The organism is Flavobacterium sp. NRK1 (assembly GCF_024054175.1).
Lineage (GTDB): Bacteria > Bacteroidota > Bacteroidia > Flavobacteriales > Flavobacteriaceae > Flavobacterium.
The window spans coordinates 3341891-3355223 of the sequence record NZ_JAMXLA010000001.1; the positions used below are offsets into that span (position 1 = coordinate 3341891).

The 13333-nt window shown below is 34.5% G+C and carries 15 protein-coding genes; 5 read left to right on the forward strand and 10 right to left on the reverse strand.

What is annotated here, in order from left to right:
* Positions 1–21: 21 nt before the first annotated feature.
* From NHE85_RS15460 to NHE85_RS15470, 3 genes are all read left to right on the forward strand, one after another.
* Positions 22–411 (forward strand): hypothetical protein, encoded by a 390-nt coding sequence (locus NHE85_RS15460; RefSeq protein ID WP_252813040.1) that lies wholly within the window; start codon positions 22–24, stop codon positions 409–411.
* 6 nt (positions 412–417) lie between these two features.
* Positions 418–1020 (forward strand): hypothetical protein, encoded by a 603-nt coding sequence (locus NHE85_RS15465; protein ID WP_252813041.1) that lies wholly within the window; start codon positions 418–420, stop codon positions 1018–1020.
* 89 nt (positions 1021–1109) lie between these two features.
* Entirely contained in the window at positions 1110–2009 is a 900-nt protein-coding gene (locus NHE85_RS15470; RefSeq protein WP_252813042.1) for a bestrophin family protein, read from the forward strand.
* Here NHE85_RS15470 and NHE85_RS15475 read toward each other — a convergent pair whose 3' ends face one another.
* The 9 genes from NHE85_RS15475 to pyrR all read right to left on the reverse strand — a co-directional run bounded on the left by NHE85_RS15475 (position 2010) and on the right by pyrR (position 9735).
* Positions 2010–2528, reverse strand: a complete 519-nt coding sequence (locus NHE85_RS15475; protein WP_252813043.1) for an O-acetyl-ADP-ribose deacetylase — start codon at positions 2526–2528, stop codon at positions 2010–2012.
* A 6-nt stretch (positions 2529–2534) separates the two neighbouring features.
* Entirely contained in the window at positions 2535–3425 is an 891-nt protein-coding gene (locus tag NHE85_RS15480) for a Ppx/GppA phosphatase family protein (RefSeq protein WP_252813044.1), read from the reverse strand.
* A 29-nt stretch (positions 3426–3454) separates the two neighbouring features.
* Complete coding sequence (gene ppk1, locus NHE85_RS15485; protein WP_252813045.1) at positions 3455–5572, reverse strand: polyphosphate kinase 1; 2118 nt, start codon at positions 5570–5572, stop codon at positions 3455–3457.
* Positions 5538–6059: a histidine phosphatase family protein gene (locus NHE85_RS15490; RefSeq protein ID WP_252813046.1), complete on the reverse strand. Its 522-nt coding sequence runs from the start codon at positions 6057–6059 to the stop codon at positions 5538–5540. The genes ppk1 and NHE85_RS15490 overlap by 35 nt, the downstream gene beginning before the upstream one ends.
* 88 nt (positions 6060–6147) lie before the next feature.
* Positions 6148–6792, reverse strand: coding sequence for a pyridoxamine 5'-phosphate oxidase (gene pdxH / locus NHE85_RS15495; protein ID WP_252813047.1), 645 nt, complete (start codon positions 6790–6792; stop codon positions 6148–6150).
* Positions 6793–6840: 48 nt separating this feature from the next.
* Complete coding sequence (locus NHE85_RS15500; RefSeq protein ID WP_252813048.1) at positions 6841–7749, reverse strand: ribonuclease Z; 909 nt, start codon at positions 7747–7749, stop codon at positions 6841–6843.
* A gap of 70 nt (positions 7750–7819) precedes the next feature.
* Positions 7820–8152 (reverse strand): ribonuclease Z, encoded by a 333-nt coding sequence (locus tag NHE85_RS15505; protein ID WP_252813049.1) that lies wholly within the window; start codon positions 8150–8152, stop codon positions 7820–7822.
* A 95-nt stretch (positions 8153–8247) separates the two neighbouring features.
* The gene (locus NHE85_RS15510; protein WP_252813050.1) at positions 8248–9177 is read right to left on the reverse strand and encodes an aspartate carbamoyltransferase catalytic subunit; all 930 of its coding nucleotides are present in this window, start codon (positions 9175–9177) and stop codon (positions 8248–8250) included.
* A gap of 24 nt (positions 9178–9201) precedes the next feature.
* Positions 9202–9735 (reverse strand): bifunctional pyr operon transcriptional regulator/uracil phosphoribosyltransferase PyrR, encoded by a 534-nt coding sequence (gene pyrR / locus NHE85_RS15515; protein WP_252813051.1) that lies wholly within the window; start codon positions 9733–9735, stop codon positions 9202–9204.
* A gap of 213 nt (positions 9736–9948) precedes the next feature.
* Here pyrR and NHE85_RS15520 point away from each other — a divergent pair, with 213 nt between their 5' ends.
* On the forward strand, positions 9949–10116 hold the full coding sequence (locus tag NHE85_RS15520; RefSeq protein WP_252813052.1) for a hypothetical protein: 168 nt from the start codon (positions 9949–9951) through the stop codon (positions 10114–10116).
* A gap of 45 nt (positions 10117–10161) precedes the next feature.
* Here NHE85_RS15520 and NHE85_RS15525 read toward each other — a convergent pair whose 3' ends face one another.
* Positions 10162–11784 carry an ABC-F family ATP-binding cassette domain-containing protein gene (locus NHE85_RS15525; RefSeq protein ID WP_252813053.1) on the reverse strand — a complete coding sequence of 541 codons (1623 nt, stop codon included), beginning with the start codon at positions 11782–11784 and terminating at the stop codon, positions 10162–10164.
* Between the two features lie 143 nt (positions 11785–11927).
* On the opposite strand from NHE85_RS15525, the gene NHE85_RS15530 reads away from it, so the two are divergent.
* On the forward strand, positions 11928–13313 hold the full coding sequence (locus NHE85_RS15530; protein ID WP_252813054.1) for a thioredoxin-like domain-containing protein: 1386 nt from the start codon (positions 11928–11930) through the stop codon (positions 13311–13313).
* Positions 13314–13333 lie beyond the last annotated feature (20 nt).

Genomic DNA, 13333 nt, shown 5'->3' on the forward strand with positions numbered 1-13333 from the left:
CTGCTGGAAAGTCAGAAGGCAATGGTAAGGCAGACTGATGAATTACCAAGAGAGCCTTTTAGTGAAACTGATATGCTGCTGCAGTGGAATAAGTTCGCGAAACGCCTTAGCGATTCCGGTCAGAAAATTATGGCTACCTATATGCAAATTAATGATCCTGTACTTGAAGGAACAATCATTAAGCTGGAATTGCCTAACGAAGGATCTAAAGTAGATTTTGACAACGGAAAGCACGAATTATTAGGTTATTTACGTGGTAAATTACATAATCACGACATTACTATTGAAGTAAACGTAAATGAAGTGGTTTCAACAAAACATGCCTTTACCCCTCTTGAAAAATTTGAAAAACTTAAAGCCATTAATCCTTCTGTTGAAACTTTAAGAAAAATGTTTGATCTGGACATTTAATATATTATGAAATTTCTCTATATCTTTTTCGTTTTGGGTTTTACATGTTTAGGGCAATCTCCTGAAAAACCAGGCTACCTCTTTAATGAAAAAGGTGAAATGATTACTCAGGATGTTTTTTCTAAAAAAACAAAAAGCAATAAGTATACATGGATTGCTTATGAAACCAAGGACTCAATAAATGCCAGGCTTATTTTAATAGAAGAATACGGAGAAATAAGTACAGAAAAAAGGAATCAGGTTTTAAATTATTTAAAAAAAATAACAGGATCAACCATTAATGAAGACCAGACTCTGGTTATAAATTTTGCATTTAAAAAGTCTATGCCTAACCAACCGCATTGCCTGGATTATTATAGTTCTGTAAAATCCTATAGAAACTTTTTTAAACGTAAAAAACAATTTATACAATTTTATATTACTGAAAAAGGATTTGTTTATCCTAAAGATTTTGTATTTGAAGATAATAATGATATTATAAGAAAATTACTTTTCCCTTTCGGATCAGGATGTAATTACATCATAATCAAACCTGACGGAAAATTTTACAGACAAATGGGTGAGCATCACCAAGATCAAATTCCTTCTAAAGTAAAAGCAGACTGGTGATAAAGTTTAAATAACTAAACTAATTTTAGTCAATCCTATTACAACATTAAAACATTATGTATTTTTATATATAATCTAAATGTACTTATATGCTGGTTGACAAACGGGTTCCTTTTCTTTACCTTTTAAAAATGGTAAAATATGAAATGCTTATTGTACTCTTTTTAGGCATTGGCATACATTTCCTGACTGAAAAAATTTATGATTATCTTCCTGAAATGCCCCTCACAATAGCAACATTTTTGGGTACGGCAATATCGGTATTATTATCATTTAAAATGAGCCAGTCTTATGACCGCTGGTGGGAAGCAAGAAAAATTTGGGGAGCTATAGTGAACGATTCCAGAAGCCTGGTTTTACAATTACAGGCATTTATAAAAACTGAAAATGCAGACAGCCACATAATAAAAACAATTTCTTATAGGCAAATTGCGTGGTGCTATTCGCTTGGACAATCATTAAGAGGGTTAAATCCATTACAAAATTGCGAGGCCTTTCTATCAGAAGAAGAATTAAATAAAGTTGCTAAGTTCAGTAATAAACCTTTAGGTATATTACAATTAAATACAGGAGAAATAAGCTCGTTGAGAAAACAAAATGCGCTAAGCGATTTTGAGCATATACAATTAAATACTACTTGTGTACGCTTTTCAGACAGTATGGGAGCAGCCGAAAGAATTAATTCGACAGTATTTCCTACTACCTACAGAATGTTTTTACATTTTACTATTTATCTGTTTGTAACTATACTGTCTGTTGCGTTAAAAAATGTAAAACTAGGATACGAAATACCCTTGCTTTTAGTTATTTCCCTTGTATTTTTTATGCTTGAAAAAACAGCTTTTCATTTGCAGGACCCTTTCAGAAACAGGCCTAGTGACACTTCTGTAACTGCTATAGCAAGAACAATAGAAATAAATATAAGGCAACTTCTTAAGGAAGAAAATGTACCGGAGCCTATTACAAAAGATGAATTTTATATTATGTAATTACAGATTTAATAAATCTTTGTAGAGTTTATAATTCTCATCATCAAAACAAACAAAAACTACTTCTTTTATATCTTCATTTTCCTCTAAAAAATGTTTTACAGTAGTAACAGCTATAGTAGCTGCTTTGTCTTTTGGAAATTGATAAATACCTGTACTGATATTAGGAAAAGCTATAGTTTGAATATTGTTTTGCAGAGCAATTTTTAAGCAGCTTAGATACGATTTTGCCAACAATTGTTCTTTCTCAGCTTTATCACCACTCCAAACAGGACCAACGGTATGTATAACATAATCTGCAGGCAGATTTCCTCCCGTGGTTATTACTGCATCACCAGTATTGCATCCACCCTGACGATTACGGATAGCCATACATTCTTCTAAAATTGCTTTTCCACCGGCTCTATGAATAGCTCCATCAACTCCCCCTCCGCCAAGTAAAGAAGAATTAGCTGCATTTACTATTGCTGCAACTTCTATTTTAGTTATATCACCCTTAATGAGTTTAATTTTTTGCATACATTGCTATATCTTATCATAATACATTGCCTTTACAATACCATCAGACAATCCTATTTTTGGAACGTAAATATTACGTGCTCCACTCCATTTCATAGCATTCAGATAAATTCTTGCTGCATATATAATAACGTCTGCACGGTCAGGATTCAACCCTAATTCTGCGATGCGTTGTTCATACGTAAGTCCATTAAGAAATTGATACTGGCTGTTCACATAGAAATATGATAATGGCTTTTCCTGTTGTTTGCCGGACATTTTAAATAATTTATTAATATTTCCTCCGGAACCAATAAGCGTAATAGTTTCATAAGGCGCTGTAACGGTTTTAATCCATTTTTCAATTTCTATCCATACAACCTCATTTACCATATTATTTAACAGTCTTACTGTACCATTTTTAAATGATTTGGAAGCCACTATTTTACCATTAGAAAATAAAGAGAACTCTGTACTTCCCCCTCCTACGTCAACATACAAATAGGTTTGGTCAGTTTTTACAAGATGATGTAAATCTGTTGAAGCAATAATAGCTGCTTCTTTTTTACCATCTATAATGTCTATTTTAATTCCTGATTCCTGTTCAATTATATCAGCAACTTCCTTACCATTGAAAGCTTCACGCATAGCCGAAGTTGCACAGGCCATATATTTTTCTACCTTATGCACTTTCATTAGCAGCTTATAAGCTTTCATGGCATCTACCATTCGCTCAATATTTTCATCTGTAATTTCACCCACCGTAAAAGCATCCTGCCCTAAACGTATAGGCACCCTCACTAATGAGCTTTTATTAAACTGAGGTTCTTTACCCTCCTGCTCTACGATATTAGACACTAATAGCCTCATGGCATTAGAGCCAATATCTATCGCAGCATATTTTTTTATTGTAATCATTCGTTAAATGCCTCAAAAACCAAAAACTATCATTTTCCGGTTACATGTTCATAAATAACTTCCAGTTTATCTCGATAATAATTGTACGTCTCTAACTGTGCACGAAATACTTTTTCATTAGGACGTTTCCTATATTTATTTTCAAGTGTTTCAGAATGTAATCTTGCCTTAACATTTGCCTTCCATCCAATATCAAAGGTTTCAAGAAGTTCAGTTTTAATTTCAGGATCATATACAGGGCATGTTACTTCAACCCTTGCATCCAGATTTCTGGTCATAAAATCTGCCGAAGAGATAAATATTTCCGGATCCCCGCAATTAGCAAACATATATACCCTTGAATGTTCCAGATAGTTATCTACAATACTTATTGCTTCAATATTTTCACTCATCCCGGGTACTCCCGGTATAAGACAGCATATACCCCTGATAATTAACTGAATTTTTACTCCTTCCCTGCTCGCCTCATAAAGCTTATCAATCATCTTAAAATCGGTAAGGCTATTCATTTTAAGTTTTATATAAGCTTCTTTTCCGGCAATAGCATTAAGTATTTCCCTATCTATGAGCTTATAAAACTTAGACCTGGTATAATGTGGAGATACAAAAAGATGCTTATAACGATGTACTCTGTAATTTACTTCAAAAAATTCAAATATTCTCTGAACTTCCTTCAATATCTGCTGATGGCTTGTAAACAGCGTAACATCAGTGTATACCTTAGCAGTAGATTCGTTAAAATTACCTGTAGAAATAAATCCGTAACGCCTAATTCTATTATTTTCCAGACGCTCAATAACACATATCTTGCTATGAACTTTAAGACCTTTAACACCAAAAATAAGATTTATGCCTTCAGTTTGCATCTGTTCTGCATAAGATATATTACTCGCCTCATCAAAACGTGCCTGTAACTCTATTTGTACAGTTACTTTTTTACCATTCTTAGCAGCATTTATAAGTGAACTAATAATCTGAGAGTTTTTAGCAAGTCTATATAAAGTAATGCTTATGGATGTTACTTTCGGATCCAAAGCTGCCTCACGAAGAAACTTAATTACATATGCAAAAGACTGATATGGAGCATTTAGCAGATAATCTTTCTGTCTTATTTTGTGAAGTATACTACCTTCAAGACTTAAACCCGGTACAGGTAATGGTACGTTTTGCTTATATAACAGATCATTTCTCCCAAGGTTGGGGAAATTCATGTAATCGCGCCTGTTATGATACCTTCCCCCTGGAATAATACTATCTGATGAATCAATTTCCATTCTTGTCTGGAAAAAATCCAGTGTATCCTGCTCTATTGCCTGATCATAAACAAAACGCACAGGTTCACCTATACGCCTGTCCTTAACGCTGGTCGAAATCTTTTCCATAAGACTTTTACTCTGGTCGCTGTCAATTTCAAGCTGTGCATCACGGGTAATTTTTATCATATGGGCAGAAATGCTCTCATACTTAAAAATATTAAATATACTGTGCAGATTGAACCTGATAACATCATCCAGCATAATTATATACTGCTTCTCACTTTTAGAAGGTAATATAACAAACCTGTTTATTGTTTTAGGAATTTCAATTACAGCATAACGTACTTCCTGCACAGGTTGGTCAGATCCATGAAAAACCTTTGGCTTCATCACGAGTTTAACTGCCAGATAGCCCGAAGTGTCTTTAAGCAGCGGAAACTCATCAAGATCATTTAAAATAATCGTAACAAGTTCCGGGCTTACTTTTTGTATAAAAAAATCTTTTACATAAATTTCCTGCTCTTTGGTAAGCTGGTTTTCATTTACCATAAAGATATTTTCCTTCTCAAGCTCTTTTTCAATTACGCTTAAAATACGAAGACTCTCTGATTGCTGTTCAATAACAATTTCGGTAATTTCCGTAAGAAGTTTTTGAGCAGTTATACCGCCAAGTATTTTTTCGCCCGTTTGTCCTTCAAGGCTTAAACGACGAATAGCCGCATAGCGCACCCTGAAAAATTCATCAAAATTATTGGAAAATATCCCTAAAAATCTAAGTCTGTCTAATAATGGTACCTTATCATCTCCTGCTTCCTGCAATACTCTGGCGTTAAATGCCAGCCAGCTTTTTTCCCTGTCAATATACCTGTTTACCGGTGAGTGGTGGATCATGTTTTTTTAATTCGCTTGGAAATAATACTTTTTCTATCTTTCCCTTTCGGATGTCTTTCCAGTCATTTTGCTGAAAGGAAAGGGATACAAAACCAGCAGTAGGTACATTATCTACAGCATGGCTCCCAAAGGTATTAACAAAATTAGTAATAGCGTCGTTATGTCCAAAAAGAATTAAGTTATCAAATTGGTTATTGCAGCTTTTTATTACATTTTCAAGGCTTTTCCCATCAAATGTGTATAAATCATCCTTAAACTCTATGGTATCAAGAGGTATAGAAAGGCTTTCTGCAAATATATAAGCAGTATTTTTTGCTCTTTTAGCTGTACTGCTCCAAACAATATAGGATTTTGGTAAATGACCTTCTACCTGCGAAGCCACCAAATGCGCATCATTAATCCCTCGCTTGGATAGGGGGCGGTCTTTGTCCATCAGTGGTGCCTCCCAACTCGACTTGGCATGCCTGATAAGGATTAAATTTTTCATACGCTAAGATTTTAATAGTTATGTATCAGTCTTTTAAATATCTAAAAAAAAACAAAGCCTTAATCCTTAAATTATGTTAAATTTTATCTTACGGAGCCAAACGTTCTTTAGTCCATGAAAAATCACTATTAAGTTTATATCGTATACGATCATGAAGCCTGTTAGGGCGCCCCTGCCAAAATTCAATTTCTATAGGCCTTACAAGATATCCTCCCCAGTATTCAGGCCGTGGAATATCTTTACCTTCAAATTCCTTCTCAAGCTTTTTTAAATTATTTTCAATAAAATCTCTTGACGGAATAACCTGGCTTTGAGGTGAAACCCTTGCTCCTAACTTACTCCCTGCCGGACGGCTCTCAAAGTAGCCATCAGATATATTATTTATAACTTTTTCAGCTTTTCCTTTTATTATTACCTGGCGTTCCATTCCTTCCCAAAAGAAAGAAAGGCAGACATGGGGATTAGCAGCTATAGCCTTACCTTTTTCGGATTCATAATTTGTAAAAAAAATAAAACCTTCATAAGTATATTGTTTAAGCAGTACAACCCTGTTTTTAGGAAACCCGTCTAAACCAAAAGTAGAAACAGTCATAGCATTTACTTCACCCGGCCCATCATATTCCTCTACTTCAATAAACCATTTTTTAAAGAGGTTAATTGGATCATACGGCAGATTGTTTTCTATAAGTTCACTCTTCTCATAAGATCTACGATAATTACTTAAATCCGTCATGATATGAAGTTTTAAAATTTAGTAAATAAAAATAAATCAGAATTCCGATTAATTAAATTCAAACAACTTTCCGTCGTCAGCCAATTGTGTATTGGCAAATATAGTTTCTGCCTCTTCTTTAAAAGGTTCTATAGCACCATAACGGGTAGAAAAGTGTCCTAAAATTAAATTCTTAGCGTTAGCTTTTAAAGCAATTGTTGCTGCCTGTTTTGCGGTAGAATGCATTGTTTTTTCACAAAGATGTTGTTCAGATTCCAAAAAAGTACTTTCATGATACAATACATCCACATCTCTTATCAAAGATATAATTGTTTCATCATACATAGTATCAGAACAAAAGGCATAGCTTTTAGGAGGATATGGATCAAAAGTAAGCAGTTCGTTATTAATAATCCTCCCATCTTCAAGTTTCATATCACTACCGCTCTTTATTTTATTGTAATAACATGTTTCTATTCCATATTGTTTAACAGCATCCAGATTAAGCTTTCTGTCACCCGTTTTTTCCTGAAAAAGATATCCATTAGTATAAACCCTGTGTTTAAGAGGTATGGTACTTACAATAACCTTCTCATCTTCAAAAACAACCTGAGGCTCTTTACTATCCAGCTCATGAAAATAAAGATTATAACTGGTCCACGAGGCCGAAAGCCGTAGTTGCAAAAGAGTAACTTCTTTAACTCCTTTAGGACCGTAAACGTGTAGGTCAGCCTGACGGTTAAGCAACGAAAATGTAGAAATTAAACCAATAAGCCCATAAAAATGATCTCCGTGAAGGTGAGATATAAATACATGATTTATACGGGAAAACTTGAGCTTATGCTTTCTTAACTGTACCTGTGTGCCTTCCCCACAGTCTATAAGAAACATCCTGTTTTTCATCTCCAAAACCTGAGATGTAGGATTGGTCATAGTTCGGGGTGTAGCGGCATAACAGCCAAGAATAGTTAAGTTCATTCTTATCTTGTTTAGGTTTCAGGCTATAAAGTTTCAAGCTTTACTATTACCTGAAAATCTAAATAGTTAATTAAAATCCGAGATCTCTTTCTATCTCTTCCATTTCTATAATATCATTGCCTTCAAGAAGTGTAGGCACAATTATCATTTCTTCGGGCATATCATTAAAATCAATACCTGAGACAACAAGCACAAAGGATTTTTTAGCCTTTCTGTGTTTGTTGGATAAAGGCAGAAACGAAAGAATAGCTTTTAAATCTACATCCGGATTCTGGCTGAGATCCAGTATAATATTAAAATCTTTAAAGCTATTATATTCAGTTGTTATTTTATCCCGAAAAGCAAAAATATCTCCCTGAGTTTCTTTTATAATAACGGTATGTCCTTTTTCTTCTACTTTCATTTTTCAAAAGGTTGCTGATTGCAGATTAGCTAAGATACAAAGTTGAAAAAGAACGCACTCTGCTCTTTACTAAAATTTAATAAATACTATAAACTTTACTGCTTAATTTTTGATGCAAGCAGATATATAACTGCCATTCTAATAGCTACACCATTCTCCACCTGCTCTAAAATTACAGATTGCTGAGAATCGGCCACATCACTTGTTATCTCTACTCCCCTGTTAATTGGGCCCGGGTGCATTATAACAATTTCTTTATTTAAAGAATCCAGCAATGCTTTATCTACTCCGTATTGCTGGGCATACTCTCTGGTAGATGGAAAGTAATTAACATCAAGCCTTTCATTCTGTACCCTAAGCATATTGGCTACATCTGCCCATTCCAATGCTTTACGCAGATTTGGTTCTACCTTTACCCCAAGTGATTCTACATATTTAGGTATAAGCGTTTTGGGGCCGCAAACTTTAACTTCTGCACCCTGCATCTGCAAAGCAAATATATTAGAAAGTGCCACCCTTGAATGAAGTATATCACCTACAATAACTACTTTTTTACCACCTACATCTCCCAGCTTTTCCCTTATTGTATAAGAATCCAGCAATCCCTGCGTAGGATGTTCATGAGCTCCGTCACCTGCATTTACAATGCTTGCGTTTACATTTCTCGAAAGAAAGTGTGCTGCACCTGGTCTTTCATGCCTCATAACTACCATATCAACCTTCATAGAAAGAATGTTATTTACAGTATCTATAAGCGTTTCCCCTTTTTTAACCGAAGACTGTGCTGCAGAAAAACTTATTACATCGGCAGAAAGTCTTTTTTGAGCCAGCTCGAAAGACAATTTAGTCCTTGTACTGTTTTCAAAAAATATATTAGCTATTGTAATATCCCTAAGTGAAGGAACTTTTTTAATTGGTCGGTTTATTACTTCTTTAAATTGATCGGCAGTTTCAAAAATAAGTTCAATATCGTTTTTGTTGATATATTTTATACCTAATAAATGATTAACGCTTAATTCTTTCATTGTAATTACTGTTGCAGTTAAGCCTTATATTAAATAAACACTGTCTTCTCCGTCATTTTCTTTCCACGATACTTTTACTTTTTCGTCGTTAATAGCATCAACCTGTCTGCCTCTGTAATCAGGCTGTATAGGAAGGTGACGGCTAAAACGGCGGTCAATAAGCACCAGCAGTTCAATTTCAGATGGCCTGCCAAACGATTGTATTGCTGTAAGTGCTGCACGAATGCTTCGCCCTGTATAAAGCACATCATCAATAAAAACCACTTTCTTGTTTTCTACCAAAAAGTCTATTTCTGTCCTGTTCGCTTCAAGAGGTTTATCAGACCTGCGGAAATCGTCCCTGAAAAAAGTTATATCAAGAAATCCAAGTTCTATGCCTGACACATTATACTCCAGTTCTAATAACTGTTTAATACGTTCTGCAAGAAATCGTCCGCGTGGCTGAAGCCCAATAAGTACGGTATCTGAAAAATCGAGATGCTTTTCAATTAACTGGCAGGCCAAACGGTGTAGGATGATATTGACTTCTCTTGAAGTAAGCAATATTTTATGGCTCATAATGCGGTATTGTGTTTGGTTTGTAAAAGTAGGGAAAAATTGGATTTAGAAAAAATAAGAATACGATTAATTAGTATTCCATCCTTTCTTTTTTGATTGAGAGGAAACCAGCAGGAGACAATTCTTAATTTTAAGATAATTAGTTTAATATTAACTAAATACTTCACATTCCTAAACTAATTTTATACATATAACCATTAAGAACAAAAAATTATGAAAAACAGGATATTTAAATTGGGACTGATTGCTTTATTATTAGGCAGCCTTACAAGTTGTGAAGCTATTGGAGATATATTCCAGGCAGGCGTAGGCGTAGGTATTTTTCTGGTAATAGCCGTTGTGGTAATTATTATATGGGTAATAAGCCGTTTCAGAAAATAAAACAATAACAAAAATCCCGTAAACATCAGCTTACGGGATTTTATATTAGTTATACATTTTCTTTCTCAATTCCTGCACTTTTTCATCATCAAGGTAATCATCAAAAGTCATATAACGGTCTATTACGCCGTTTGGTGTTATTTCCAGTACACGATTGGCAACGGTTTGCGCAAATTCGTGGTCATGTGTAGTAAATAATACAGATCCTTTAAAGTTTTTTAATGAATTATTGAAAGCAGTGATCGATTCAAGGTCAAGGTGGTTAGTAGGCTCATCCAACATAAGAACGTTAGCACGAAGCATCATCATACGCGAAAGCATACAGCGTACCTTTTCTCCTCCAGACAATACTCTTCCTGTTTTCAATGCTTCTTCACCACTAAATATCATTTTACCTAAAAAGCCACGGATATAAACTTCATCACGCTCTTCTTCTGTTTTTGCCCACTGACGAAGCCAGTCCACCAGAGTAAGATCGTTTTCAAAAAACTCGTGGTTATCTGCAGGTAAATAAGATTGTATTGTTGTAATACCCCAGTCAAAAGATCCGCTATCCGGAGTAAGATTACCATTAATGATTTCGTAAAAAGCAGTTGTAGCACGTGAATCTTTAGAGAAAACTACAATTTTATCGCCTTTCGCCATATTCAGATCAACATTTTTAAACAGCAGCTCTCCATCTACCGATGCGCTAAGGTCTTTAACGTTAAGTATCTGGTCACCGGCTTCACGTTCCTGGTCAAATATAATGGCAGGATATCTTCTGCTTGATGGTTTAATATCATCAACTTTAAGCTTTTCAAGCATTTTTTTACGGCTTGTTGCCTGTTTAGACTTTGCAACGTTTGCACTAAAACGCATAATGAACTCCTGAAGTTCTTTTTTCTTCTCATCAGCCTTCTTGTTTTGCTGCGCTCTTTGCCTTGCAGCTAACTGGCTTGATTCATACCAAAACGTGTAATTACCTGAAAAATGATTGATCTTGCTAAAATCTATATCTGAAATATGCGTACAAACAGCATCAAGGAAGTGACGGTCGTGAGATACAACAATTACAGTATTATCATAATTTGCTAAAAAGTTTTCCAGCCAAGCAATTGTTTCAAAGTCAAGGTCATTGGTAGGCTCATCCATAATAAGCACATCCGGATTACCGAATAAAGCCTGTGCCAGTAGCACACGTACTTTTAGCTTACTATCCATATCTCCCATAAGAGTATAATGGAATTCTTCACCTATACCAAGGTTAGAAAGCATAGCCGCAGCATCAGAGTCTGCGTTCCATCCGTTCATTTCTTCGAATATTACCTGAAGCTCACCTACTCTTTCACCATCTTTATCTGAAAAATCAGGCTTAAGGTATATTTCATCCATTTCTTTTTTAACGGCATACAGGGTCTTATTACCCATCATAACCGTTTCAAGCACAGTGTGCTCATCAAACATGTTGTGATTCTGGTTAAGTACCGACATACGTTTGCCCGGCTCTAAATATACATGGCCTGATGTAGGATCCATATCTCCTGCAAGGATTTTCAGGAATGTAGATTTTCCGGCACCATTTGCACCGATGATCCCATAACAGTTACCTTGTGTAAAAGAGGTATTAACTTCGTCAAACAATATACGTTTACCAAACTGTACCGATAAATTTGAAACTGATAGCATTTTAAAAAATTTTTGCAAAAGTACAAAAAAATGCCCCATTTTTAAAGGGAAGTCGTAAGATTATAATTCAATTTTTTTTAACGGTCTTTTAACTACCCGCAGCACATAATAAAAATATTTTTGTTAAATATTAACATCACCTTATGCTCAATTTTTGTAAAAACTTATTACTGCTGTTTACTCTGGCAGTGTTGGTATCATGTAAAAATGATAGTGATGATTATACTGCATATTTTGGAGGAATTGTAAGCAACCCTTCAACACGCTATATAATTTTAAGCCGGGACAATAAAGTAATTGATACTATTCCGCTTGACGAACATAATCACTTCTTTAAAAAGTTTGATTCTTTAACTCCGGGACTATACAGCTTTAAACACGATCCTGATTATCAGTACATATATTTCGATAAAAATGACAGCCTTATAATCAGTATAGATGCATTAAATTTTGATGAATCAATTGTTTTTAACGGACGTGGAAAAAAGAAAAACAATTTCATGATGGAATTGTATCTAATGAACGAAAAAGACAGAAAGCGTTTCCCTGATATTTACAAAAACAATATAGCCCAGTTTACTTCCATCTGTGATTCTGCTTATAAAGCTAAAGAAGTATTTTACAAAAAGCAGAAAAAACAAAGTAAGTGGAGCAATGATTTTGATTTTTACGCAAAAGCAAGACTTGATCTAAATTATTACACTAAAAACGAACGCTACGCCTATATACATAACATTCAGACAGGTGAAGATATAAGACCGCAGCTACCGGAAAACTATTATGACTTTAGAAAGAAGGTAAATTTAAACGATCCTAAATTAATTTACTTTTCTCCTTTTGCCAGATATATAACTTCAATGCTTAACAATATGGCTTCGGAAAGACATGATACTGCATTGGCACTTGAAAGTAAATCTCTGGAAGAAAATATAGATAAACTACAAATTGCAGATTCTATTTTTACTAATAAACAGGTGAAAAACGAAGTACTGGACAATATCGCTTTTGCATATATATTAGAGGATGAAAATATTGCTAATAACGAAAAATTCTTTGACGAATACACAAAGTTATCAGGCAGTAAAGATAATGACATAAAAAAAATGGGTAGGGCAATTAAAATACTTAAACCGGGCAATCCGATTCCTGCTATAACTCTGGTTGATAAAAAAGACAGGTCGTTCAATATAAATACAGACATTACCAGGCAAACCGTTATTTTTTTCTGGACTGCCTGTGCACAGTTACAACTGAATATGATGCATGAAAAAGTAAAAAAATTAAAAAAGGAATACCCCGATATAAATTTTATTGCCGTAAATGTAGATGAAGAAGCAGAATGGAAAAAAATGATGAGCGAGTATAGGTTTAGAGCTGCAAAGCCTCTTCATGCCGAGAACTTTAACGAACTAAAATTTAAATGGGTACTTACTAAAATAAACCGTACCATAATTTTAAATCCTGACGGTACTATTAAAAATGCTTTTACCAATCTTATGGATCCCAAGTTTACTGAGTATTTGAAGTAAGTTTAGAAGTTATTACATAG

What these genes read in the sequence shown, in the direction of transcription:
- NHE85_RS15490 (WP_252813046.1), bottom strand. Translation starts at nt 6,059, where the DNA reads ATGAAAAATTTAATCCTTATCAGGCATGCCAAGTCGAGTTGGGAGGCA.
- NHE85_RS15525 (WP_252813053.1), bottom strand. Translation starts at nt 11,784, where the DNA reads ATGCTATCAGTTTCAAATTTATCGGTACAGTTTGGTAAACGTATATTG.
- NHE85_RS15530 (WP_252813054.1), top strand. Translation starts at nt 11,928, where the DNA reads ATGCTCAATTTTTGTAAAAACTTATTACTGCTGTTTACTCTGGCAGTG.
- NHE85_RS15505 (WP_252813049.1), bottom strand. Translation starts at nt 8,152, where the DNA reads ATGAAAGTAGAAGAAAAAGGACATACCGTTATTATAAAAGAAACTCAG.
- NHE85_RS15500 (WP_252813048.1), bottom strand. Translation starts at nt 7,749, where the DNA reads ATGAACTTAACTATTCTTGGCTGTTATGCCGCTACACCCCGAACTATG.
- NHE85_RS15465 (WP_252813041.1), top strand. Translation starts at nt 418, where the DNA reads ATGAAATTTCTCTATATCTTTTTCGTTTTGGGTTTTACATGTTTAGGG.
- NHE85_RS15520 (WP_252813052.1), top strand. Translation starts at nt 9,949, where the DNA reads ATGAAAAACAGGATATTTAAATTGGGACTGATTGCTTTATTATTAGGC.
- NHE85_RS15460 (WP_252813040.1), top strand. Translation starts at nt 22, where the DNA reads ATGGTAAGGCAGACTGATGAATTACCAAGAGAGCCTTTTAGTGAAACT.
- NHE85_RS15480 (WP_252813044.1), bottom strand. Translation starts at nt 3,425, where the DNA reads ATGATTACAATAAAAAAATATGCTGCGATAGATATTGGCTCTAATGCC.
- pdxH (WP_252813047.1), bottom strand. Translation starts at nt 6,792, where the DNA reads ATGACGGATTTAAGTAATTATCGTAGATCTTATGAGAAGAGTGAACTT.
- NHE85_RS15475 (WP_252813043.1), bottom strand. Translation starts at nt 2,528, where the DNA reads ATGCAAAAAATTAAACTCATTAAGGGTGATATAACTAAAATAGAAGTT.
- ppk1 (WP_252813045.1), bottom strand. Translation starts at nt 5,572, where the DNA reads ATGATCCACCACTCACCGGTAAACAGGTATATTGACAGGGAAAAAAGC.
- NHE85_RS15510 (WP_252813050.1), bottom strand. Translation starts at nt 9,177, where the DNA reads ATGAAAGAATTAAGCGTTAATCATTTATTAGGTATAAAATATATCAAC.
- pyrR (WP_252813051.1), bottom strand. Translation starts at nt 9,735, where the DNA reads ATGAGCCATAAAATATTGCTTACTTCAAGAGAAGTCAATATCATCCTA.
- NHE85_RS15470 (WP_252813042.1), top strand. Translation starts at nt 1,110, where the DNA reads ATGCTGGTTGACAAACGGGTTCCTTTTCTTTACCTTTTAAAAATGGTA.